General features: G+C 63.6%; 23 protein-coding genes. 11 read left to right on the forward strand and 12 right to left on the reverse strand.

Annotated features, from left to right (window positions below; genetic code table 11):
* Positions 1-42: 42 nt before the first annotated feature.
* Together BMF89_RS20650 and BMF89_RS20655 are read right to left on the reverse strand one after the other, a co-directional pair.
* Positions 43-504: an NfeD family protein gene (locus tag BMF89_RS20650; protein WP_078108913.1), complete on the reverse strand. Its 462-nt coding sequence runs from the start codon at positions 502-504 to the stop codon at positions 43-45.
* A gap of 109 nt (positions 505-613) precedes the next feature.
* Positions 614-1,468, reverse strand: a complete 855-nt coding sequence (locus BMF89_RS20655) for a methyltransferase domain-containing protein (RefSeq protein WP_078108914.1) — start codon at positions 1,466-1,468, stop codon at positions 614-616.
* A gap of 68 nt (positions 1,469-1,536) precedes the next feature.
* On the opposite strand from BMF89_RS20655, the gene BMF89_RS20660 reads away from it, so the two are divergent.
* On the forward strand, positions 1,537-3,564 hold the full coding sequence (locus BMF89_RS20660; RefSeq protein ID WP_078108915.1) for a S9 family peptidase: 2,028 nt from the start codon (positions 1,537-1,539) through the stop codon (positions 3,562-3,564).
* On the opposite strand, the gene BMF89_RS20665 is transcribed toward BMF89_RS20660, so the two are convergent.
* Genes BMF89_RS20665 through BMF89_RS20680 form a run of 4 tightly spaced genes read right to left on the reverse strand, consistent with a single transcriptional unit; the run spans position 3,554 to position 7,260 of the window.
* Positions 3,554-4,231 carry a peptide deformylase gene (locus BMF89_RS20665; protein ID WP_078108916.1) on the reverse strand — a complete coding sequence of 226 codons (678 nt, stop codon included), beginning with the start codon at positions 4,229-4,231 and terminating at the stop codon, positions 3,554-3,556. The two genes, BMF89_RS20660 and BMF89_RS20665, sit on opposite strands and share 11 nt — an antisense overlap.
* 15 nt (positions 4,232-4,246) lie before the next feature.
* Positions 4,247-5,389, reverse strand: a complete 1,143-nt coding sequence (locus BMF89_RS20670) for an NAD(P)/FAD-dependent oxidoreductase (protein ID WP_078108917.1) — start codon at positions 5,387-5,389, stop codon at positions 4,247-4,249.
* Positions 5,382-6,110, reverse strand: a complete 729-nt coding sequence (locus BMF89_RS20675; protein WP_078108918.1) for a class I SAM-dependent methyltransferase — start codon at positions 6,108-6,110, stop codon at positions 5,382-5,384. Before BMF89_RS20675 ends, BMF89_RS20670 begins: the two co-directional genes overlap by 8 nt.
* A 13-nt stretch (positions 6,111-6,123) precedes the next feature.
* Positions 6,124-7,260 (reverse strand): type III polyketide synthase, encoded by a 1,137-nt coding sequence (locus tag BMF89_RS20680; protein WP_078108919.1) that lies wholly within the window; start codon positions 7,258-7,260, stop codon positions 6,124-6,126.
* A 218-nt stretch (positions 7,261-7,478) separates the two neighbouring features.
* On the opposite strand from BMF89_RS20680, the gene BMF89_RS20685 reads away from it, so the two are divergent.
* Both BMF89_RS20685 and BMF89_RS20690 read left to right on the forward strand, forming a co-directional pair.
* Positions 7,479-8,222, forward strand: coding sequence for a hypothetical protein (locus BMF89_RS20685; RefSeq protein WP_078108920.1), 744 nt, complete (start codon positions 7,479-7,481; stop codon positions 8,220-8,222).
* A gap of 62 nt (positions 8,223-8,284) precedes the next feature.
* Positions 8,285-9,082: a hypothetical protein gene (locus BMF89_RS20690; RefSeq protein WP_139359768.1), complete on the forward strand. Its 798-nt coding sequence runs from the start codon at positions 8,285-8,287 to the stop codon at positions 9,080-9,082.
* Positions 9,083-9,115: 33 nt separating this feature from the next.
* Here the strand turns inward: BMF89_RS20690 and BMF89_RS20695 are convergent, their stop codons facing one another.
* On the reverse strand, positions 9,116-9,775 hold the full coding sequence (locus BMF89_RS20695; RefSeq protein WP_078108922.1) for a class F sortase: 660 nt from the start codon (positions 9,773-9,775) through the stop codon (positions 9,116-9,118).
* 98 nt (positions 9,776-9,873) lie between these two features.
* Positions 9,874-12,189, reverse strand: a complete 2,316-nt coding sequence (locus BMF89_RS20700; RefSeq protein ID WP_078108923.1) for a hypothetical protein — start codon at positions 12,187-12,189, stop codon at positions 9,874-9,876.
* 942 nt (positions 12,190-13,131) lie between these two features.
* Here BMF89_RS20700 and BMF89_RS22540 point away from each other — a divergent pair.
* Entirely contained in the window at positions 13,132-13,641 is a 510-nt protein-coding gene (locus BMF89_RS22540; RefSeq protein WP_253190924.1) for an META domain-containing protein, read from the forward strand.
* 151 nt (positions 13,642-13,792) lie between these two features.
* Here the strand turns inward: BMF89_RS22540 and BMF89_RS20710 are convergent, their stop codons facing one another.
* On the reverse strand, positions 13,793-14,425 hold the full coding sequence (locus tag BMF89_RS20710; protein ID WP_078108925.1) for a dihydrofolate reductase family protein: 633 nt from the start codon (positions 14,423-14,425) through the stop codon (positions 13,793-13,795).
* A 134-nt stretch (positions 14,426-14,559) separates the two neighbouring features.
* Between BMF89_RS20710 and BMF89_RS20715 the strand changes: the two genes are divergently transcribed.
* The 4 genes from BMF89_RS20715 (at position 14,560) to BMF89_RS20730 (ending at position 17,985) form a co-directional block, all read left to right on the forward strand.
* Positions 14,560-15,426, forward strand: a complete 867-nt coding sequence (locus tag BMF89_RS20715; protein WP_078108926.1) for a PhzF family phenazine biosynthesis isomerase — start codon at positions 14,560-14,562, stop codon at positions 15,424-15,426.
* 74 nt (positions 15,427-15,500) lie between these two features.
* On the forward strand, positions 15,501-15,950 hold the full coding sequence (locus BMF89_RS20720) for a MarR family transcriptional regulator (protein ID WP_078108927.1): 450 nt from the start codon (positions 15,501-15,503) through the stop codon (positions 15,948-15,950).
* A 5-nt stretch (positions 15,951-15,955) separates the two neighbouring features.
* Complete coding sequence (locus BMF89_RS20725; protein ID WP_078108928.1) at positions 15,956-16,522, forward strand: isochorismatase family cysteine hydrolase; 567 nt, start codon at positions 15,956-15,958, stop codon at positions 16,520-16,522.
* Positions 16,519-17,985, forward strand: coding sequence for an MFS transporter (locus BMF89_RS20730; protein WP_216353865.1), 1,467 nt, complete (start codon positions 16,519-16,521; stop codon positions 17,983-17,985). Before BMF89_RS20725 ends, BMF89_RS20730 begins: the two co-directional genes overlap by 4 nt.
* Positions 17,986-18,208: 223 nt before the next feature.
* Here BMF89_RS20730 and BMF89_RS20735 read toward each other — a convergent pair whose 3' ends face one another.
* The gene (locus BMF89_RS20735; RefSeq protein WP_078108929.1) at positions 18,209-18,841 is read right to left on the reverse strand and encodes a LysE family translocator; all 633 of its coding nucleotides are present in this window, start codon (positions 18,839-18,841) and stop codon (positions 18,209-18,211) included.
* 119 nt (positions 18,842-18,960) lie between these two features.
* Between BMF89_RS20735 and BMF89_RS20740 the strand changes: the two genes are divergently transcribed.
* Positions 18,961-20,487: an LCP family protein gene (locus BMF89_RS20740; protein WP_078108930.1), complete on the forward strand. Its 1,527-nt coding sequence runs from the start codon at positions 18,961-18,963 to the stop codon at positions 20,485-20,487.
* Between the two features lie 61 nt (positions 20,488-20,548).
* Here BMF89_RS20740 and BMF89_RS20745 read toward each other — a convergent pair whose 3' ends face one another.
* Positions 20,549-20,968 carry a VOC family protein gene (locus BMF89_RS20745; RefSeq protein WP_078108931.1) on the reverse strand — a complete coding sequence of 140 codons (420 nt, stop codon included), beginning with the start codon at positions 20,966-20,968 and terminating at the stop codon, positions 20,549-20,551.
* Between the two features lie 383 nt (positions 20,969-21,351).
* Between BMF89_RS20745 and BMF89_RS20750 the strand changes: the two genes are divergently transcribed.
* Both BMF89_RS20750 and BMF89_RS20755 read left to right on the forward strand, forming a co-directional pair.
* Positions 21,352-21,750 carry a DUF3054 domain-containing protein gene (locus tag BMF89_RS20750; RefSeq protein ID WP_078108944.1) on the forward strand — a complete coding sequence of 133 codons (399 nt, stop codon included), beginning with the start codon at positions 21,352-21,354 and terminating at the stop codon, positions 21,748-21,750.
* A 60-nt stretch (positions 21,751-21,810) separates the two neighbouring features.
* Positions 21,811-22,092, forward strand: a complete 282-nt coding sequence (locus BMF89_RS20755; protein WP_078108932.1) for an Lrp/AsnC ligand binding domain-containing protein — start codon at positions 21,811-21,813, stop codon at positions 22,090-22,092.
* A gap of 18 nt (positions 22,093-22,110) precedes the next feature.
* Here the strand turns inward: BMF89_RS20755 and trpD are convergent, their stop codons facing one another.
* Positions 22,111-23,169, reverse strand: coding sequence for an anthranilate phosphoribosyltransferase (gene trpD, locus BMF89_RS20760; RefSeq protein ID WP_078108945.1), 1,059 nt, complete (start codon positions 23,167-23,169; stop codon positions 22,111-22,113).
* Position 23,170 lies beyond the last annotated feature (1 nt).

Raw genomic sequence — 23,170 nt, forward strand, 5'->3', positions numbered from 1 at the left:
CTCATCGTCGAACGTACGGCTTGAGCCATGGCGGGATGCTTCTCAGTGCGGGCTGTTTTCCGCCGTCAAGGCGACCACCGCCGTCGCGCCGTCAATCCTGGTGACCTGCACGGTCTGGCCGGCGTCGATGGTTTCCGCCGCGCTGCGGGCGCTCCACACGTCGCCACCGATTTTGACGAGTCCCGCCGTCGCGCTGACAGGCTCCATGACGAGGGCGGATTGGCCGATCAAGCGGTCCACGTTGGTGCGTTGCTCGGCGGGACCCTTGCGGAGATGCTTCAGAGCGATAGGACGGACAAACGCGATCATCAGCAGGGACACGATGCAAAGGACGACGATCTGCAACCATAGATCGGCTCCGGCGAAGTCAGCGACGAGGGCAGCCAGCGCGCCGGCCCCGAGCATGATGAAGAAGAAGCTGAGAGTCAGCATCTCCACCACGGCGAAAGCGAGAAACACCGTGAGCCAGAGAGCCCACCAGTTGCTGCCGAGCCATTCAAACATCGTTCCCCCTGTTTCCGGACTTGCGGCGGCAGCCGGTCTGGCCCGGACTGCAGCGTCGGCAAGATCACAGTCGCTGTTTTTCCATCCTAGCCCGGTGCGAAGGTTACCGTTAGGAGCCTTGCTCCGGCGCTGTGAAAACGCTGAGAGTGAACTTCGCAGTGGCTTTGACTGACGTTTCCGCGGACGTCGACGCGAGGAGTGCGGAGCGCTCGAGATGGTGGCCTGCGGGACCCATGAAGGCGACATCCGCGATGTCCCGCCCGCTGAGATTGAGATCCACGTCGAGTCGAACGGCGTCCGCGAGAGTGAAGTACTCCTGCATCGACTCGGCAAGTCGCTCGTCTTTGCCCGGCTCAATGCCCAGCATTCCGGTCCGTTCCGCAATCTCCCCAAGATGTCCGTCGCGCGGAGTCACCACGATCACCCGGCCGCCTGGACGCAGCACACGGGCGAATTCCGGGGGATTCCGAGGGGCAAAGACAACGATGAGGGCATCCACGGCGTGGTCCGCGAGCGGCAGGGGCCGCCAGATATCCCACACCAGGTTGATGGCGCCCGGATTCAACCTCGCAGCCCGGCGGAGGGCGAACTTTGAAATATCGATGCCGATGGCCGCCGCCGGGGTGCGGTCCAGCACTGTGCGCAGGTAGTGGCCGGTTCCGGTCCCCGAATCCAGGACGAGGGATCCCGGCGCCGCCAGGGCCGGGGCCGCAAGGTCCGCGATGGCCTCGGCAAGGGGAGCATAATGGCCAGCGCCCAGGAAATCGTGGCGGGCTGCGACCATCTCGGCCGAGTCGGCCTCGAAGACCGTGCCCTTGCCGCTGAGCAGGTTGAAGTAGCCCTGTTTGGCGGAATCGAAACTGTGGCCGGCGACGCAACCCAGCGAAAACGGCGGCGCTTCGTTCAGGCGGAAAGGCCCGTTGCAGACCGGGCAGCGCAAGGAACGGACGGCGTCGGAATGCATATGGACAATCCTACGGTGGCCGGAGTGGCGCATATTGCCCCGGGGTGACTGCGGCTAGGCTCACCAGCGTGAAAGCCGAACAACTCCCTCTGCTGAATTCCGTCTCTGCTCCCGCCACCCATCCCGATGGGACGCGCGCCGTGGTGTCGGTCACGCGGCCCGATTTCGACGCCGATGCTTACGTAGGGCAGCTCTGGAGCATTCCCTTTGACCAGGCGATGCCACCCCGGCGGATCACCCGTGGCTTCCGGGACACCGCACCGGCCTTCTCGCCGGACGGCAAGGTGCTGGCATTCCTGCGGACGACGCCTGACGGCAAGCCGCAACTGCACGTGGTGGAGGCCAACGGCGGGGAGCCGCAAGCGATCACGGACCAGAAACTGGGCGTCTCCGAGTTTTCCTGGGCGCCTGATTCGCGCAGGATGGTGTTCTCCTCGAGGGTTCCCGAAGAAGGCCGCTACGGAACGGTTGACGGCGTCGGAGCCGGGAGCGAAGACCCGCGCCTGATCACCGGCAACCAATACAGGCTCAACGGCTTGGGGTACACCGCGGACAAGCCGGCCCAACTGTTCGTCGTCGACGTTCCCGAGCCGGGAATGGAACCTCCCGTGGTTCCCGCCGGGAGGGCCGCCAAGGCTCGGGGATCCGAAGCGGTTGGCTTGGTGCCGCCGGCGGTGCAGTTGACGTTCGGCGACGCCGACCACACGTCGCCGTCGTTCAGTAGCGACGGTACGAGCGTCTATTTTGTCGCTTCGCTCCACGAAGGGCACGACGCCGATATCGCCTCGGATATCTATCGTGTCCCGGCCGCGGGCGGAGAGACCACGGCGCTGCGTCCGGACGCTGCGCCGCAGTCCGTCCATGAAGTCTGCGAATCCGTGAACGGTGAATGGCTGTTCTTCACGGCACAGGACCTCGGTGACGACGGCCTGGACTTCGTCGCGAGGAACACGGCACTGTACTCCATGCCGGTCCGGGGAGGCAGCGCGACGATGCTCAGCGACGTCGAAAACCAGGACATCGGCGGCCGCCTCGAAGCCCGTGGCGCGGATGGGGTGCTCGCGCTCAACACGAGCCGTGGGAGCGTCCAGCTGATCCAGTGGACCGCCGACGGCGAGAGCGAGGTCCTCGTCAAGGGGCCACTGGTCGTGATCGGAGCGTCCGCGGTGGGGGACGTCGTGGCTGTCACGTATGGGGACGCCTCGAGCAGTGGCGAGGTCGGCGTTCTGGAAAAGGGCGAATTCCGCTTGCTCACGGACTTCGCCAAGGCGTTCCGGGACGGAGCTACCGTCCTTGAACCGCAGGAGTTCACCGCCACCGGCACAGACGGATACCCGGTCCATGGCTGGGCGGTCCTGCCGGAGGGGAACGGCCCCCATCCCGTGCTGCTCACCATCCACGGAGGTCCTTTCGCCCAGTACACGGGTGCCTTCTTCGACGAAGCGCAGGTGTACGCCGAGGCGGGATACGCCGTGCTGATGTGCAACCCGCGCGGTTCCGCAGGATACGGCCAGGCGCACGGTGGAGCCATCAAGGAAAAGATGGGCACAGTGGACATGGCGGATGTGCTCACCTTCCTGGAGGGTGCGCTGGAAGCCTTCCCGGCAATGGACAGGGAATCGATCGGCATCATGGGCGGGTCCTACGGCGGATACCTCACAGCCTGGGTCATCGGCCATGAACACCGCTTCAAGGCAGCCATTGTGGAGCGCGGATTCCTCGACCCGGTCAGCTTTGCCGGCTCCTCGGATATCGGATGGTTCTTCGGCGGCCAATACACGGGAGGCTCATCCGAGCAGATGGCTGCCCAAAGCCCCATGGCCGTCGTGACTGAAGTGCGCACGCCCACGCTGGTGATCCACAGCGAAAACGATCTCCGGTGCCCGGTTGAACAAGGCCAGCGCTACTTCGCGGCCCTCAAGGCGCAGGGCGTGGACGCGGCGTTGCTCCTCTTCCCGGGTGAAGACCACGAACTGTCTCGATCGGGCACGCCGCACCACAGGCGGCAACGCTTTGAGCAGATCCTGGCATGGTGGGCAAGGCACCTGCCTTCCACGGCAAATCCGCCGCGCGAAACCGGTTCAGTTACGGGTTGAGGAAACCGAGTCCGCTGCGTGCCTCGTCGATTCCGGGGTACGCCCAGTGGGCGGAGTACTCTCCATCGTTTGCCAGTGAACGCAGCTCGGCGCGATCCAGATAGATTCCGCCGTGCAGGTGGTCGGTCTCGTGCTGGACTATCCGGGCCTGCCACCCGGAGAATCCGGCCGAGGTCGTGCTGCCGTCAGGACGCTGGTAGTGCAGGCGGACATCGCGGTGCCGTGTCACCACGGCCTGGAATCCGCGCATCGACAGGCATCCTTCATAGAACGACGCCGTGGATGTCCCCTCCGGCTCGTAGCTTGGATTCAGTATCGCGAAGAAGCCGAGGGGCGTCCTCTGCCGGATCTCCGAGGCAAGAGGGTCGACATCGAAATGGTCTTCGAGCACAGCCAACTGCAAGGGGATGCCGAGCTGCGGCGCCGCGAGGCCCACGCCGGGAGCGGCATGCATGACATCCCGCATCCGCTCGATCAGCTGCGCCAATTCGGTGTCGTCGAGCTGGCCGTCATAGGGCGCTGCGCGCTGGCGCAGCACGGGATGGCCGACCTGCACGATGGGCGGGAGGCCTTCAAGACCGAGTAACTCCTGGACTGCGCTGCGGATTTCCGAGGCAGTAAATGTTGTGTCCGGGCCGGAAGGCAGGGGGCGCGTCTCAAAGTCCATGGATTGAGCTTAGTGTCAGTGCATCGTGAACCGACGGGCGACAAGCTCCGAGAACAGGGGCAACGTGATGGCCCGACCGATCAGGGCGTTCCGTGCGCTGAGGACTCTTGGCGGCAGGGGGCGGCCGAGGGCCATATTCAGGCTGGCCTGCCAGATGGCTTTCTTCGCCGCGCGTTGGCGGTCCCGCTCGAAACCGGCCAGCTGCTTGCCGACAGGGCTGTTGGCGGATGTCCGCAACGCTTCGCTGATGATCGGCGCCAAGGCAACTGCGTCCAACCAGCCCAGGTTCATCCCTTGTCCGCCGATCGGGCTGATTTCGTGCGCAGCATCTCCGAGAAGGGCGATCCGTCCGTGGACCATCCGGGAGACCAGCCGCGACGTGACGCCGAAGGCGCTGATCATCGTATTGCTTGCTGAGTCCACCGCACCGCCGGTCCGCTTCTTGATGAGGGTGGCGAGCGCATGCGGAGTGGGTTCCTGGCATGGGGCGCCAAGCCGGACCACCCACCTGCGGATGCCGCCAGGGAGCGGAAAGGACTCCACGATTCCTGCCGGCTCAAGGAAAAGGACCGCGTTGTGGCCGTACAGCGATTCATCCCTGAAGTCGCCCATGACGTAGTAGTCGGGATACGTGCGAAGGTGTGGCTCCAGTCCCAGTCCCGCGCGCACTGCCGAGTGGACGCCGTCGGCCGCCACCACGAAGCGGCCCAGGAACTCCACTGGAGCCCCAGCTTGCTGTCCCCGCAAACGCAGGTGCCCGCCGTCGTCGACGACTTCCTCAACGTGGACGCCTCGGTGGAGGGCGTCAGGATCCAGGTCGATGACCCTGGACTCAAGGGCCTGGGTGGTGAGGTATTGCGGAACCGAAAGGATGAACGGGTACTCAGCCGAGGCGCGGGCGAAGTCCATGTCGGCGACTTTCCGGCCGCCGCTGTACGCGGCACCGTGGCTGATCCGGACGCCTGAAGAGACCAGCGGATGGGCGGCGCCTACGGTGTCCAAAGCGGCCAGGGCAGGAGGGTGGATTCCTATGGCGCGGGTCTGGCGGATCGGCGATTCGCGCCTTTCCAGAACTGCAACGCGATGCCCGTTTTGCAGGAGCAGAGCTGCCATGAACAGCCCGACAGGCCCGGCTCCAACCACCACGACGTCAAACATCGGGGACCTCGCCGGGCCGGTAGACCAGCAGGTTGTGCCACATACCGTTCGATTCAACAGTCCAGGCCGGGGGAGTGGCGGCACGGAGTTCCATCGCTGTGTAGCTTCGCCTGATGGAGGTGAGGCCGTCACCGTGGATATAGGATCCGACGCCGAGGGGCCAGGATCCGGCCCAGAAGAGCGCGTATGCCGCGCGACTGCGCTTGAGGTCGTTGTGCAGGGCGAGCCTGCGGCACAGGCGTTCGGAATCGCCGAGGAACGAGTCGAGTTCCGGGGCGGTCAGATGGTGGAGGACGTGGTTCGAAATAACGACGTCGAACGTGCGCCCTTCTGACACGAGCTCCGAGCTGAGTGCCTTTCGGTAGCTCACGCCCTCCACCGGCGGTGCGGAATTCGCAAAATGGAAGGCACGCTCGTCGGGGTCGATTCCCGTGACTTCCAGGCGGTAACCGTCCGCCGCGGCACGGCGCGCGAGGCTGCGGGCGACGTCTCCACCGCCGCAGCCGATGTCAAGGACCGTGGTGGGCGCCGCCGTCGTGAGCAATGGCTTGATCCGTGAGCCGTAGGTGGCGCGCCAGCCGGACACCACCGCGTTGACGATAGGAAAGCGCGCGTAGCTCCGGTTGAGGCGCTCGAGCTCGCAATCGGGGCGGTCCATGTCTTCGACGGCGGTCACATCCCGTGCGGCGAGAAAGCCTCTTGGGCGGGGGCGGGCAGTCATCACGGAGCCAGCATCAGAGATCCGGGGAAACCCGGGTGAACAGCCCTGTCTCCACGGTGAGGCCGGGGCCGAATGCCATGGAACAGATGCGCTCCTCCCGCTGTGCCGGAGCCTGTTCGAGGATGTGCTTCAGGACGAAGAGCACGGTGGCGCTGCTCATGTTGCCGTAGTCGCGAAGGACTTCACGCGCGGGAATCATCTGTTCTTCGGTGAGTTCAAGTTTCGACTCGACTTTGTCGAGGATGCTGCGGCCGCCGGGATGGATGGCCCAATGCCTGATATCCCGGTAGGGGAGTCCGGCCAGGGAAGGGTCCTGCGCAAACAGCGGCTCAAGCGCGCCGGTGATGTGTTCCTCGATGATGTGGGGCACATACGTGCCGAGAACCATTTCGAAGCCTTCGTCGCCAATGTTCCAGGCCATGGCTTCTTCGCCGACGGGCGTCAGGACGGTCTCGAAATGATCCAGCCTGATCGCCGGGTCCGGCCCCTCAGGTTCGCGGGAAGCCACGACGGCAGCCGCCGCACCGTCCGCGAAGATCGCCGACCCCATGATGGTGTCCGGATCATTCGAGGTCCGGACATGGAGCGAGCAAAGCTCCACGCAGATGACCAGGACCACGGCGGAAGGATCGGCCTGGCAAAACTGCCGGGCCGCCCGGAGGGCAGGGAACGCGGCATAGCAACCCATGAAGCCAAGATGGTAGCGCTGCACGGCCGGACTGAGCCCGAGGGCCCGGACCACTTTGTAGTCGGGGCCGGGATTGAAAAATCCTGTGCAGGAAACAGTTATGACATGAGTTATGTCAAGCAAATCGATATCCGGACATTTCCCTACAGCGGCTTTGGCAGCCTCAATAAACAATTTGGTGGCTTCGACGGCAAAAATTTCATTGCGCACCTTGGTGCTGGGGCTAAGGACACGCCCCGTGGCGGGGTCGAAGAACGATGGATTCTCGGAATGATTATCAAGGGACAATTCGGAGACGGCAGTGAAGCGGGTATCGATCGCTGCTGAATCGAAGCAGGTTCGCACCAATCGGGATCCAAGCCGCGTCAGGCCGGGTTGGGAAGCGAAAACGTCGCGTGCTTGTGGTTGCACAAGCACGGTGGGCGGAACTGCAGTTTCCAGGGACCTGACGTAGACCGGCATGCTTCATTGTTGGCGACGAAGATGCCGTTGACAATGGCACAGCGTGGATATGTGGACGTTTTGAGGGGCATCGGCTGTTTCCGGGGATTCCCAAGCGTTCTGCGTCACAATTTGAGGCGACGAACTACTAGTTCTAACAACAGCCCACTTTGTCCGCTCACCTAGCGGCTGGACGGCAGGCAAAGTGGTCCTAAGTACTTTTGGGGAGGTGCGCAGGTATGCAACGGGAGCTGGATGTCGGGGTTGCGCGGGTCAAGGTGAACCGGCTGCGGCTCCGCTTGGCCGAGCTGGACCGCCAGGTGGGTGTTCTTGACCGACTGGTTGGCCAAGTGGTGAAGCTTGCTTTGGAGCTGTATGAGGCACAGGCGTGGAAGGCCTTTGGGCTGAGTACGTGGGCCGAGTTGGTGGAGGCTGAGCGGCTGGTCCTTCCACGTCTGGGAGGCAGCGCCCGGGTCAATGTCGCCATGGAGCTTGCGGCCGGAAATTTGTCGTTGCGTGCCATCGCCCCCGTCCTTGGCATATCCCACGGGACAGTAAAGACCCTGCTCGCGAAGGGAATCGCAGAAGGTGGAACGCTACCGCCTGTGACACTGTCGCTGGACGGCAAAAGACGCCCGAGTGCCCGCGTTGTACCAATCAATGTGATCGCAGGCGAACTGGTCCACGCTGATTCCAGCCCTGAATCCGACTCCGATTCCAACGCGGGAGTCTTCGATGTCGAGGGCTTCCTGGCGGATGTCGGCGCTTTGGGCGTGGATCACGGTCCTTCCGACGCGGCCGTGCTGGCTGAACTGCACCTGCGGGAGCTCATGGACTCCATCCGGAATATGGGGGCCTCGGAGCTTGTAGTGCAGCGGCTGCCCGAGGCGCATCCCGCACGACGACGCCGGCTGGCCGCCCAGTTCCACGCCGCCGCGGAACTAATGAGCGATGTTGCTAAGCAGTGGGGCGTTGCAGCGTGAGTCCCGGAGTCCGTAGCCGGTTTTCGACGCCAGACGAACGGGACGCCCTTCTGAGGGACCTGGTGGAAAGATGGCAGCGAGAGGGCCGGGACGGCCCGTCGACCAGCGAGCTGTTCGGCTCGTTTCTTCCGGCGCTGTTGTCCGGTTTCCAGCACGAGTTCCCCTCGATTGCCCCCGAGGACGCCCTGTTCTACGCCACGGAAGTTCTTTGCGACAGCGGAATCCCTGCGGACGTCCCGGCCTGTGCCTGGCTTCTTACGGTGGTCCGCAATGGGCTGCGAACCTGGACGGTCACCCAACGCCACTGGCTCTCGGAGCGGGATGTGCGGGACGGCGTGTGGGCGCATCTGAAGAAGAACCAGGATCTGGGGGAGGGGACGCCGCTGGTATCGGTGTATGGACAGGAGTGCGAGTGGCCCCCGATTCCCCTGGCTATGACGCCCATGCCCGCCGGTTCATCGCCTCTCTGGCAGGAACTGAGGGCGTTGCTTGTCCGTGCCGGCTGGGATCGCGACGTCGCCGAGCACGGCCTGCAGGTGATCGAACAACGGGCGTCCCAACACCTTGAGGAGATCTCCTTCGGACCAGAGCCGGGGCCCGCGCTCTCCCGGTTGGAAACGAACAGGGTGTTGAGCTGCGTGCCCAGGGGCCACAAGAGGGCGCTCGTGGACTTCGTCTGCAGCGAACGCGGCTACCTCTGGGGCCGCCTCCACGGAATTTCCCCCGTCAACGCCCTTGCCCTGCCCGGGGTTCGCGAGGCGTTGGAATCGCTTGTCTGGAACAAGGCGAGGCCCAAGAACTCTCGGACGAGGAGCTACGCGTCCCGAAATATGCATTCCTGTGAGGACATCCCTGCGTGACAGGGCCATCTCGTTCTGGACTGGAGTGGTGGGTCATGGCCAGGGGACTGCGGTGACCACGGTGTTGTTGGCGAACTGGGCTTGCCCGTCCATTGGCACGAAGGGGCTGGCAAGATCACACGTGACGACCCTCAGTAGGTGTGGGCCCTCGGTGGCAAAGGCATCTGCGGGCAAGGACGTTTTGGCCAGCGATTCGAGCCCGACGATCTTGTACCGGCACGTCACGCCGGCCTTGTCGGATAGGTAGAGGGGCATGCCCTTGGTCACGTGTGCGAGGGAAGCCATCGGCGCCAACGACCCATCCCGGAAGTTGACGTGCCCGGCCAGCAGGGTCGAGCCCTTCGTGGCACACCCAGCGGCGGACCCTATGTAGCGGGCGGCTTTGGAAGCATCCGGGACCACCAGGTAGCCGGAATCGTCACGGCCTTCGTCTACGAGCCCTACTTCGAGGTCCACGCCCGGGATGGAGAGCGTGCCAGGACGAAGGCTGGGGATCGCAGCCGGGCCAATGTAGGTGTCCGGTTCGGCGGAAGTAAACGCCGACAGGACAGGTATCGGTTGAGCCGGCGGGGGAGCGGGCGGCGCTGTGAAAGCCAGGACGCCTGCGGTGGCTCCGGCCACGCCAAACGAAGCCACGGCTGTCAGTGCAACCCGGTTCCGGCGGGTGCGGGAATGGTTGCGGGTTTGAATCATCGGAATTTCCTTGGTTGTTAGGCGGGGCACCCGGTGATCAGCCTGGGTGGCTGGATCGGGGTGCCCCGCGTCAATTTGGCGGGGCCCGCCAAGGGGTGTTACTCGGGGTGTTCGTCCGGGTACTCGTCAGGTGTTTTCGCTCCTCGGTTATCGAAGCGCCTGCGGTAGAACAGCCCAGCTCCTGCGAGGAGAGCCAGTGCGAGAGTGCTGGCGCCTGCGGTCAGCAGCGGCCCGTTCGGCCCGGCCTCCGGTGCAGACGTCGGCGCAAAGCCGGTGTTGATCATAAGGGCCGGCTTGTTCGGTGTAACGGTGACTGTTTCGGGGAGGGCGATGATGGTCTCGTTCTTTTCGCCGCAGTTGCCCTTGTGCAGCTGCGCTGTGAATGGTCCCTTGCCTTGGCCTTTGTCGATGGTCAGATTGAGCTCCTCGACGTACCCGTAGGTGCCTTTGTGGGCGATGGTGTGGCCCGGGTAGGTGATTTCACCCGTTGTAGTGACGTCCTGGTCCGTGGAGGTCCAGGTGGGGTTGGCGCAGACGGCCTGGGCGGATCCGTCGGTCGAATCGTCGAATTTGTACTGGTTCACTTTGGTGGTGACTTTGATGCCGGTGCCGGAAGGGATGGTGCCCGAGATCATTCCGATGTCGTGAGCCACGAGCGGCACGGTGCCGTTCTCGGAGGCTTTGGTGACAATCGAAGGTTTCTCGACCGGGACGGTTTCGTTGGGCAGCAGTTCCTTGCCGTCCCATGCCATGGTGGACTCGGTAGGGTTGATCTTCTCGGAGAAGTACAGGTTGGCTGTCTGGCCTTTGGCCCACTTCTCGACGACGATCTTTTCCCATGGAACCTCGACGGCGGCGGTCCTGAATTCGCCGTTGCCGGTGACCTTCGTCGTCACGGTACCGATGACCTCGGCATCGGCCGGGGCGGCGTCGGTGCCGCCGGCAACCGGGGAGGCGGAGGTCAGGACCAGATCCGTTGTCACGGAGAGTTCTTTTCCGGGCTCGTTGCCGGTCACGGTGACGACGTCGTGGACCTTGCCGTTTTCAATGATCGATGCCTTGGTCGCGACCTCGGGCTGGTATTTCTGGATCGTCTCCTCGTTCGGGTCGTTGAAGCCTGCCGTCCAATCAGCACGGAAGTACTGCTGCAGTTCCGCGGGCTGGGCCGCCTTGGAGAAGCGGGCCACCGGGTAGTAATAGCCGGCCTTGTCCGCCGTTTTGTCAGCGGTCACCGTGATGTCGCCGGGTCCCGTCGCAGTGCCCGTCCCGGAGGCAACCTTCACCGCGGTGGAAGGGACTTGGGCGGCCGGGGTGAGTTTGACCTGGCTGTAGTACCAGTCGACGTCGAAGCGGGCCGGTACGCTACCGCCGTCCACGAACGCCCAGTCATTGGTGTTTCCCGTGGACGTGTTCACGTGCAGGACGTCCACCAGGGGCTGGCCGCCCTCCGCATATCGGCGAGCGGTCGAGCTCGCTATGGGCTGAAAATCGATGATCACTTTGGCATCGGCCGACGTTCCCGCGACGGGTCGGGCCCCGCCGGCAACGAGAAGGTTCTGGAACCCGGGCACCGAATAGGTTGTGGCTGACACCCCGGGTGCGTCGATTGTCAGTGTGACGGACACTGTTCCGTTTCCGGTAGCCGCGAAGCTGAGTTGATCTCCGGTACCGAGGTTGACTGCCTGGGAGTTCGTTCCTGACCACACCGCAGGGCCGTTCAGAACAGCGCGGGCCGGGAAGCCGCTCAGCTTGTTTCCGACCGCGGAAACCAGTTCCGTCGAGGTCACTGTCCCGCCGCGACCGCTAGCGTCCACCGAGAGTTTTGGTTGGGCGGAATACGGACCGGAATTGGCCCGGGCGTCGGCCAGCATCGCGGCGGACTGTGCGCGGACGGCGGGCATCTGCGGATCAGATGAGTCCCGGAGATTAGCGTAGGGAGCCCCGTTGCCGTTCCACGGCGCGTTGAACTTCGGGTCGGCTTCTTGGTGAGCGAGATAAGCCAGTGCGGGGTGGTTGGCAGGGTCACCCTGGTATTTCTGGATCGCGTAGTTGAGTTGCGGGTTACCCAGGGAGCCCACCGCCCCGGATCCGGCCGGGCCGGCCGGGATGCCGACGTCGAAGCAGAACGCCGTGGGACCTCCGGCGGCTCCGTTCAAGTTCAGGGATCCCAGCCACATCGACCAATCCCCAAACGCCCTGGCCGGCGGAGCCTTGACGGTGATGCCCGATTGGTGCATGCCCGGCAGGTCAGTTGCGGCGTGCGCGGCAGGCACAGTCAAAATGCCACCGGTCCCGACGGCGGACAGGGTCAGTGCGCCGGCGGCTGCCAGGGCGCCGGTCTTGTAGAACGCCCGCCAGTTCCTTGCCCGTCCCGGCGGGTTGCCGGGGCCTCGTTCGAATCTTCTTTGGCTCACTTATATCCCCTTCTCTTCAACCGCGCCCATAGACGCGATGACCACGCTTCGGGTGGTCCTGTATGTAGAGAGCCGGACTAATCGCAGTCCGAGAGAAGGGTTTGGTTTCAGCTGTCGGTTTTTGAAGGAGACATTTTTCAGAGCCTTCAACTGTCAAAAATTTGACAGTTGAACCCCTGGATTTGCGCGGACTTTTTTCATATTGCCAAGGACATCAGGCTGGTGTTTCCGGTAGTCGGCATGGCGGGCAGGAAGTCCATGTCCTTCGCGGAAGCCGTGGCCAAAGCGGCCTCGATCACGGTAACCCGGCGGTGTGAGTACCTGTGGTTTTTGTGAGTTTGGTCCGGGGGAGTAGCCAAGGGATTCGGCCGATGAGGGCCACGGGTGTGAGTTTGGCGCGTTCGCACAAGTTCCGAGCCGTGCGCCGTGGTGGTGAACAACTTGCTAAAGACGGGTTGTGAGCTGTTGTCCGAAGACGGTTGCATCGCCAGCGGAAAGCGCCGGTTCGATCAAGGATCGGGAATTCTTGTCTGTTCTCAATGCAGTTATCAGTCGCGACGTCGGAACTGACAGATTGGATGAGACGACATCCGGCTCGATTCGTCTCATCCGGGTTGTTGGCTCCGTGTGTTGGCCATGCCGCGGGCAGTTCGGTTCCTGCGGAAGTCCGGCGGACGGCAGCGATCTCAACAACTCACAAGTTCTTGGAACCGATTCCATTCCCGTTGTTTTAACGCCGATAATCTACATTATGTAAAGTAGAAGTGATTCGGTTGCGGAATTTGCAGATTAGGACCCGTTGTTGATACCCCCCCGGTTCCGGGCGCGTAGACCCCCGCTTCTCCCAAGCGCACAGTCGCAACCAAGCTGCCAACAAAATCCAGTGACAAAGCCCTCCGCCCACGTATACGCTCCGATCAGCTTCAATCTTCAGGGGGTTCGATGAAGCATTCACGATTGTGGCAAATCAGTTTTTGGCTGCTATTTTCCGGCCTGCTAATGACTTCTTGTGCATCCGGTCCGGTGGGCAAGTCAGGGACTGACGTCGCAACGCCCACCCCGAACGTTGCCACGCCTCCCCTGGCGACATGTAAGCCATTCCTGCCGTCCGCGCCATGTTCGCAATTCGTCAGCATTTTGGGGACATCCAACGGCGTCAACCTGCCGTGGGTGGCGGCAGGCGGGTTGAGGGTGGAACTGTATTCCGTCAACGGGGTGCTTCAATTCGCGGCGAAAACCCCTTGCAATCCGATCAGTGGACCGGCGACGATCACAGGAAACACCCTCACACTCGGCAAACTCGCAGCGGGGGCAATGGGCTGCGCCGGCGAGTCTTCTGCGCAGGAGCAATGGGTCACGCAATTCCTAAGTCGCCCCATTGAAATGTCGTTCGTCCAAGACACTCTGACCTGGACGAGCGGAGGGGACACCCTCCGCTTCAAAACCAAATAGCAGCCGCTCGTTTCAGCTTTAGCATGCCTCCAGGCGGGATGCCCTGCGGGGGCGCCGCCCGTCCATCACGGGCTCCTCCCCCACCAGGTTCCAAACCGCGCACGTTTGGAGTCCATATTCACGTCGGAACGGTTGTTGCACGGCAGCTGCCTCAGAACACATCCTCCGGTTCCGCCGTGGACGTTGCGTATCCCGGACGCCCGGCCGGTCGGTAAGTCTGGATGGTGATGCCACGGGATGTCGTCCGCGAGTTGACCAGCTCGAGTGCGAGGTCCGGACCGGTTTCAGGGAACAACCGTGTGCCCTGGCCGACGACCACGGGATAAGTGAGCAAATCGAGCTGGTCCACCAGGTTGTTGGCGAGTAGCCATCGGACCAGGACGCCGCTGCCCGGGACCAGCAGCTCGCCGTCGTGATCCGCTTTCAGCTCAGCGATCGTTGTGGCGAGGTCGCCGGCCAGGACCGTGGTGCCCGACCATTGCGGGTCGGTGAGGCTGGAAGACACCACGTACTTGGGTCGGCTGTTCAACGCGGCCGCGATCGGGTTGGTGCTCGGATCGATCATCGCTCCCCAATAAGGGGCGAAGATCTCGTACGTGCGCCGCCCGAAGAGGAACGCGGACGCAGCGCCGTAAACCTGGCTGAGGTAGTCCCCCGTTTCTGAATCGAGAAGCGGGATCGCCCATCCCCCGCGGTCAAAGCCGCCTCTGCGATCTTCGTCGGCTCCCCCCAAGCCCTGCATCACGCCGTCCACCGAGACGTTTGTCGTCGTCGTCAACCTCATGTCGTTTCACCCCGTCGAACAACGGTCGCGGACCCCTTCCGGACCCACGCTACTTGCCCTCATTGTCCCAAGTGTCAACGCCCTTGTCCGGGTACCGCCGTCGAACGACGCCGACTCCGTGCGACGATAACCGGATGGAACAGACACCGGATGTACTCCGCTATGCCGCCTTTACCGCCACGCCCGACGGCGGAAATCCGGCGGGAGTCGTCCTCGACGCAAGGAGCCTCGACGACGCCGGGATGCAGGCCATCGCTTCTGACATCGGTTACGCGGAAACGGTCTTTGTCACCGAGATCGCCGTTGACGGGGACACCCGCCGAAACCGTGTGCGGTACTTCTCCCCCATCGCCGAGGTACCGTTTTGCGGCCACGCGACCATCGCTTTGGCTGTCGCGCTGTCAGGACGCGACGGTGCGGGAACCTTTGTGTTCGATACGGCGGTTGGGCCAGTGGTGATCGGGACGGCGTTACGCGGCGCTACTGTGACAGCAAGCTTCACGAGCGTGGAGCCGCGAATCGCCGAGTTCGCCGACGGCGTTCTGGACTCCCTGCTCGGATTGCTCGGCGTGGGCCAAGGCGAATTGCACCCGGGCTACCCTCCGATGGTCGCCTTTGCAGGAAACTGGCACCCCATTCTCGTCTTCGCCGAACGCAGCACCTTCGACTCCTTCGCTTTCGACCCGGATGCCATGCGCGCGCTGATGGATGCCAAGGGTTGGGCCGGCACCGTCACGACGCTCTGCGAGATCGGTCGCGGCGAGTTCGACTCGCGCAACCTGTTCCCAGTAGGAACCATCGCTGAGGATCCCGCGACAGGGTCAGCCGCCGCGGCTTTCGGCGCATACCTCCGGCTGCTTTCGCTCGTGGAGACGCCAAGCCGGGTCATTGTCCATCAAGGCAGCCACGTCGGCCGCCCGAGCGTCCTTACCGTCGACATTCCGTCCCAGGGCGGGATCGTCGTCAGTGGCGAAGCCGTGGAGATTGCCGAGCCCTCATAAGCAATCCAGGCCCGGCCAAAAAAATAGTAAGGTTACCTTTTCAGTTTGCCTTACTATCTGGTAGCGTCGTTGTTATGAACCCCACCCCGGATGCGGACGCGGCAGGAACGCTCGAAGCTGCCGCCGAGCTTCGTGTCCTCATTGGCCAGTTGACCCGACGGCTGCGTGAGCAGTCCCAAGTGGACAACCTGACGAATGCGCAAAAGGCCGTGCTGATCCACTTGGAGCGGGACGGCCGGGCCACGTTGTCCGCGCTGGCCCGAGCCGAGGGAATGCGTCCCCAATCCATGGGGGCTATCATTTCCGCCCTTTCCAGCGCGGGACTCGTTGAGAGTGGACCTGATCCGGCCGATGGCCGTCAGCGGATCCTGTCCTTGACAGCCGAGGCCCGTGAGAGCATCAGCGCCAGCCGGGCGGCCAAAGCCGATTGGCTTTACCGCACCATCCTGTCCAAACTCACGCCGGACGAGCGGGAACAATTGCCCGGCGCCGTTCACCTACTCAAACGCCTTTTGGAGCCGTGATACACATGACCATCACCACGTTGGACCCACAGACAGCCCTGATCGTTATTGACCTTCAGCGGGGTATTGTTGCCTCCCCGAAAGCCCACCCGCTCGAGCCGATTGTGCAGAATTCCGCAGCCCTGGCTGATGCCTTCCGCAGCCACGGACTGCCCGTGGTGCTGGTAAATGTCACCGGCGGCGCGCCGGGCCGGACAGATCAAGGCAGCACCGCGGGAAGGGAGTTCCCCGCCGATTTCGCCGAGCTGCTGCCTGAACTGAACCAGCACCCAAGCGATCACCTTGTGACGAAGAAGACATGGGGCGCCTTCACCAACACTGGCCTTGGCGAACTCCTGGAGGACCTCGGTGTCACCCACGTTGTGCTGACCGGTGTTGCCACAAGCATTGGCGTGGAATCCACCGCGCGGAGCGCCCACGAATCCGGCCTCAATGTCACCTTGGCCCTGGACGCTATGACCGATATGAACATGAACGCCCACGAGAACTCCCTCACGACGATATTCCCCCGGCTGGGCGAGACCGGAACGACCCAAGAAATCCTGGACGTGCTCAAAGCCTCCCGGTCGTGACAGCGCGGGACCCCGCCCCAGCATCGAGTCCGTCCGCTGACGTGGCCAACCAGCCGCGGAACCCGGCCGGTGCTCCGGCTTCCGAACAAGGGCAACGGCACTCGAACCCGCTGGGCTGGAGGTTCACGGCACCGCTGCTGCTTGGCTCCACCCTGAACCCGATCAACAGTTCGATGATCGCCACCGCGCTGGTCGGCATCGGGGCAGACTTTCGCTCAAGTCCGGGAGCCACCGCCGGGCTCATATCCGTCTTGTATCTGTGCAGCGCGGTGGCCCAACCGACCATGGGGAAACTCTCCGTCGTCTTTGGGCCCAGGCGGGTCTTCCTCTCCGGCGTGGCTATCCTTCTGGCGGCCGGAGTTGTCGGAGTGCTTGCCCCGAATCTCGGGGTGCTGCTCATTTCACGGGCACTCATCGGCGTCGGGACCTCAGCGTGCTACCCGACGGCGATGGCGCTCGTCCGCCGGCGGGCCGACGAGTCCGGCATCGGCGTACCGGGCCGCGTCCTGGGCAACTTTTCGATCGCGGCCCAAGTGACCGCCGTCGTCGGCCTGCCTCTGGGCGGGGTACTGGCGGGCGCGTTCGGCTGGCGGGCATTGTTCGCGGTCAACATACCGCTGGCCCTCCTGGCATTCACTTTCACTTTGCTCGGAGTGGCCAAGGACGCGCCGGTCCGCAAACAGGGCTTGGGCAGCCTGCTCACCATGCTGGACCTGCCCGGGATAGCCCTCTTCGCCGGTGCAATCGTCTCGCTGCTGGTGTTCCTTTCGGCGCTCACGACGCCGGCCTGGTGGCTTGCCGCGCTGGCCGTGGTGCTGGCGGGAGCGCTGCTGGTGCGGGAACGCCAGGCACGCAGCCCGCTGATCGACGTCCGGATGCTGGGCGCGAACCGAGCGCTGCAGCGTACGTACCTGCGTTCGATCCTGGCCGCGTTGGCTACATACACATCGATGTATGGCGCCAGCCAGTGGATGGAACAAAGCATGGGGCTGCACGCCGCGACCGTGGGTCTGATTCTGATCCCGCTGAGCCTGCTGAGCATCGTCGTAGCGCGGGTCGTCTCCGGCCGCGCCTGGGTCCGTTGGCCTTTGATCCTTGCCGGTGTCGCTTTGACGCTCTCCGCAGGAGTGATGCTGCTGGTGAACCACGGCTCCAGCGTTGCGTTGCTCATCGGAATGACCCTGCTGCTGGGCCTGACCAACGGCTTCAGCAGTTTCGCCAATCAGGCGGCGTTGTACCTGCAAACGACTGCCGCGGAGATCGCGGTGGCCTCGGGATTGCTGCGGACGTCGATGTACCTGGGCGCGATCGGGTCCTCCAGCGTCATCGGCATCGCCTTCGGACCGTCGGCCACCGACGCAGGCTTCCATACTTTGGCCTGGATCCTGGTCGCCATCGGGGCATCGATGGTGCTCCTGACAGCGTTTGATCGCAGCGTTCCGGCCGTCGCCGCCGAGCATTGACACCGACGGCGGGTGGTCACCCTCCCGCTCAACCTGGCGTTGACCGCCGTATTCCTCTCCTTGGTCTTTGCCCTTCAGGCGCACCGCGACAGCGGTGTCAGCTTGCTCCCCGGCCGCCTTGGCCGCGGCCAGACCTGGCGGCTGCAACGGCGACTACCGTGTGCTCTTCCCGAAAGGGCGCGACGATCGCAATCGATGATGCACAGGTGTGCGTTGTTCTCTTTCAGCTGTTCGCCGAAACCGCGGTCCCCAGGCCAAGGGCCGTAAGGATCGCGGCGGAGCTCCGTTCGAGTGCTTTCGTCACAGATGGCTTCTTTAGCCAGAGAACGGCCTTGGTGGCCACCACAGACAGGATTCCCAGGTAAAGCATCGAAATAGCGAAGTCGATCACTCCGAGGATCATCGTCAGTCCAAGGGACGCCTCCCCGGGAGGAAGGAACTGCGGCACCACGGCGAGGAAAAACAGGCCCACCTTGGGGTTCAGCATGCACGAAACAAGCCCTGCGAAGAAGCTCGAGCGCAGCGTGGGGCCGGCCCAAGGGTGGTTCTCTTCCTGGTGGGCTGGTTGCCCGCGCCGGCTGTGGATAAAGGCACTGACCCCCAGGTAAACCAAGTAAAGGCCGCCGATGATCTTCACCACCCTGTACGCCTCGGCCGACTGCTCCAGGAGGGCCGCCAGTCCAATGCCGACAAGCCCTGCCCAGAAGATGCTGCCCAACGAGGAACCGAGACCGGCCGAGAGGCCGGCTTTGACGTTCGACAGGCTGTACCTCAGGACGAGGAACGAGTCAGGGCCTGGAGTAAGGGCCAGGATCACGCACAACCCGGTGAACGCCGCTAGTGAGCTCAGAGTCATGTTCCTATTGAATCATCGCGCGGCATTTGGACCGTGTACCGCGGGCCTCACGGAACCTTCCCAGAGCCCCCGGCTACAATAGGGCCGTCCGTATTTCCCCTGGAGAGGTAGTTCCCCTTTTGGTCACTCGCCACGATGCACCCAGCCCGGAGCCGGGCCAGTCGCTCCCTGTCGCCTATCCGGGCCAGGGAAAGCTGGCTGCCCGCAGCCGGCGGTTCAGCTTTCGTCGTTCGCCCCGCTGGTTCAAAATCACCAGCGCCGCAGTGGCTGTCCTGCTGATCGCAGTCATCGCGTTTGGAGGGTATTGGGTATGGCGCCTTCAGGCCAACATCTCGTCGTCCGCACTCGGCGCTGGTGGCATCAGGACGGAAGGGCCGGTTGACGACAGCAAGGACCGCCTGCAAATCCTCGTTCTGGGTACCGATACCAGGAGCGGCAAGAACGGGCAGTTCGGCACCACAGACCAGTCCTCCGGCTACGGCCAATCGGACGTCATGATGCTGCTGGACATTTCCGCGGACAACAACCATGTCAATGTGATCAGCTTCCCCCGCGACTTGTTGGTCGACGTGCCGGCTTGCACTGACAACAAGACCGGCAAGCAATACCCCGAACGGCAAAATGCGATGATCAACAGTGCGATGGCCGAGGCCGGCATCGGCTGCGCTGTTGACACCGTCAACAAGCTCACGGGTTTGGAGGTTGACCACTTCATGATGGCCGACTTCAATGCAGTGACCGAACTGTCCAAGGCCGTCGGCGGCGTCGACGTCTGTGTGAGTACTGCAGTCAACGACCCCGACTCCGGGCTGCATTTGCCTAAGGGCACTTCGCAGGTGGAAGGTGACCAGGCACTTGCGTTCCTGCGCACGCGCCATGCATTTTCCGACGGCGGGGACCTCGGACGGATCAAGGCGCAGCAATCGTTCCTCGGTTCCCTCGTGCGGAAGCTCAAGGCTGACGGAACGCTCGGCAACCCCCAGAAGATGCTCAGCATCGCCGACACAGTCACGAAGAACCTCACCGTCGATGACGGACTCGCCTCGGTTCCGGCCCTGTTGACCATCGCGGGCAGGCTCAAGAATATTGACCCGGCCAAGGTCAACTTCATCACGGTGCCCAACGTCCCGGCCGCGTCCGATCCCAACCGGCTCGACCTCGACCAACCGGCGGCGAGCAACTTCTTCGCTGCCCTGACGAAGAGCCCCGATCTCAGCCAGCCCGCACCAAGCGCCGCGGCGTCCCCGGCTCCATCCACTGCAACGTCGAAAGCCGGTTACGACAAGGCCCTTCAACCGATCACCGTCGCCAATGGAACAGGCGTGACCGGCAGGAGCCAGGAGATCGGATCGATTCTCTCCGCCGGAGGCTTCACGAAACTGGCCAGGATCCAAGCCGATGCCAGGCCACAGACAATGGTCTACTACGGTGCGGGCTTTGCCGATGTTGCAGCGGACGTCGCCGCGATGTTCGGGTTGCCCGCGACGAGCGTGCAGCAGGTAGCGAGTGTCCAGGGAGTGCAGCTCTACGCCGGGCAGGACTTCGCCACCGGGGACAAGCCGACACTTCCGGCCCCCAAGCCCAACGATGTGGTTGCCCAGACCGCTCAAGACCAGACCTGCCAGACAACCAACCCGGTCGGATAGCCGGAAGACAGAGCGCCCTCCGCCTCGCAATGCGTGGCGGAGGGCGCTTTCTGTTTTCTTGCTACTGAGGCTGCTCGCCCGAAACGTTGACCAGCCAGGCAATGCCGAACTTATCCGTCAACATCCCGAAGATGTCGCCCCACGGCGCCTTCTCCAGTGGAACGGTGATCGTGCCGCCGTCGGCCAGTCCGTTCCAATAGCCGCGAAGTTCTGCTTCGTCGTCACCGCTGAGCGACACCGAGATGTTGTTTCCCGGACTGTAATCCATGCTGTTGGGGGTGTCTGCGGCCATGAGCTGCAATCCGTTGTCTGTTTTGAGCGCGGAGTGCATGATCTTGTCGCCCTCGGCGGGGTCTTCGCTCGCGTGGAACTCGGCGAAGGTGCTTTGGGTCAGCTCGCCTCCGAAGACCGACTGGTAGAAGGCCATGGCCTCCTTGGCGTTGTCCCGAAAGCTGATGTACGGGTTGAGGTTCGTGGTCATTACATGGCTCCTCAGTGTTCAGGGCAGCACGATCAGCTACCTTTTCGTCATGCTAACAGCGCCGGCTGCGCCCATCCACAGCCCAAAATTACCGCGCCCGACGGCGGCTGTCCCGGTTCCTGGACGATCCTTGTCCCGAAGGCGCGGAGTTCTTCAACAACGGGCCGGAGATCGGTACGCCAAGTAAAACGCCGCTGCCCGGTCGAGGTCGCTGGCTCGCCGGACAACGTGGATCAACCTCATGGTGTACCTCCGGGGATTGCGGGTCGATTCACGTGTGGTGGCCACATCTTCCGCGGTACTCAATTCCGGTTCAAGAGCCTGCCGGCATGCGGAGGGCCTTCAGTTCGAGTTCGGCTTCGCTGCGGGATATGGTCGTTTCCATGCCTGCCGCAAAATCGACCCTGGTCCGCACTGCCCTCATCGCCGGATTGGCCGACGCCATTCTCATCCTTGTTTTCGCGGCCATCGGCCGCGACGCGCACCAACGCGCCGACGTCCTGACAGGGGTCTTTTCCACGGCCTGGCCCTTCCTTGCCGGTGCGGCGATCGGCTGGCTCGCCGCGAGGGTCTGGCGGGCACCGTTCCAGACCTGGCCGGCCGGCGTCGCCGTGTGGATTGGAACCGTGGCCGGGGGCATGCTCCTGCGTGCGGCCACCGGGCAGACCGTGGTGATCGCCTTCATTATCGTCGCCCTCATCAGCTTGGCGATCCTGCTGCTCGGCTACCGCGCTGTGATCGCCCTGGTAGTGCGGGTCCGTCGGCGGAGCCGCCAGTCCTGAGCGCCCGCCGATGTACTAGGCTTGCTACGTCCATCGCCGCACTTCGGAAAGGCCGCCCCAGTGATCACCGCTTTTGTCCTGATCAAGACCGACGCTTCACGCATCCCGGAGACGGCCGAGGAGATCTCCGCCATCCAGGGGATCAGCGAGGTCTACTCCGTCACCGGGGAATGGGACCTTATTGCCGTGGCGCGCGTGGCGAAGCATGAGGAATTGGCGGATGTCATCGCCGACAAGCTCTCCAAGGTCCCCGCAGTGGTTCACACCACCACGCACATTGCCTTCCGCGCCTACTCGCAGCACGATCTGGACGCCGCGTTCTCGCTGGGCTTCGAGCAGTAACCGCCGGCAGCCCGGCGCCTACCTTTGGGTGAGCCCTACCCACGTGCCGAGGACCCGGGCAGCTGCTCCCGAGTCGACGGACTCCGCAGCGCGCAGCCAGGCCGATTTCATGCGGTCCAGGAAGGGGCCGTCGGCAGCAGTCTCGTAGGCCACCAAGCCTGCGGCAGCGTTGAGCAAGACGGCATCCCGGACCGGACCTGCCTTCCCGCCAAGCACTTCGCGCACGACGGCGGCATTCTCCGCGGCGTTGCCGCCTCGAAGATCGGCGACGGTCGCCGGAGCAATCCCAAGATCTGACGGCGAGAACCGCTGTTCGGTGACCTGCCCGTTGCGGATTTCCCACACCGTGGACGGACCTGTGGTGGTGAGTTCATCGAGGCCGTCTTCCCCGCGGAAAACCAAACCCCGGCTCCCCCGGCGTGCCAAGACGCCGGCAATCAGCGGAGCCATGGTGGCGTTGGCAACACCCACGGCTGAAGCCTGGACATGGGCGGGGTTGGTCATCGGACCCAGGAAATTGAAGGCGGTGGGAACGCCAAGTTCAGCCCGTACAACACCGGTATGCCGGAAGGACGGGTGGAATACCTGGGCGAAGCAAAAAGTGATCCCTGCCTCTTCGGCGTTGCGGGCGACGCGCTCGATCGGCAAGTCAAGCCTCACGCCCAAGGCTTCCAGGACATCGGCGGAGCCCGACGACGACGATGCGGCGCGGTTCCCGTGCTTTACGACCCGCGCTCCCGCGCCGGCCGCCACAAGGGCAGCCATCGTCGAGATGTTGACCGTGTTGAGTCGATCGCCGCCGGTGCCCACAATGTCCAGCTTTTCGCCCGGGATGCTCACGGCTTTGGCGTTGGACAGCATCGCCTCGACCAGTCCGGTGACTTCCTCCACGGTTTCGCCCTTGGCGCGCAGGGCAACCAGGAAACCGGCGATCTGGGACGGGGCGGCCTCCCCGGACATGATCGTGTTCATGGCCCATGCCGTGTTCTCGACCGTGAGGTCATGCCCGTTGATCAAGGCAGAGATGAGTCCGGGCCACGAGTTGCTTGCCTGCTGTGCAGATGCCTGTGAAGTCACC

This window comes from Arthrobacter sp. SRS-W-1-2016 (genome assembly GCF_002009585.1).
In the GTDB taxonomy this organism is placed as follows: Bacteria; Actinomycetota; Actinomycetes; order Actinomycetales; family Micrococcaceae; genus Arthrobacter; species Arthrobacter bambusae_A.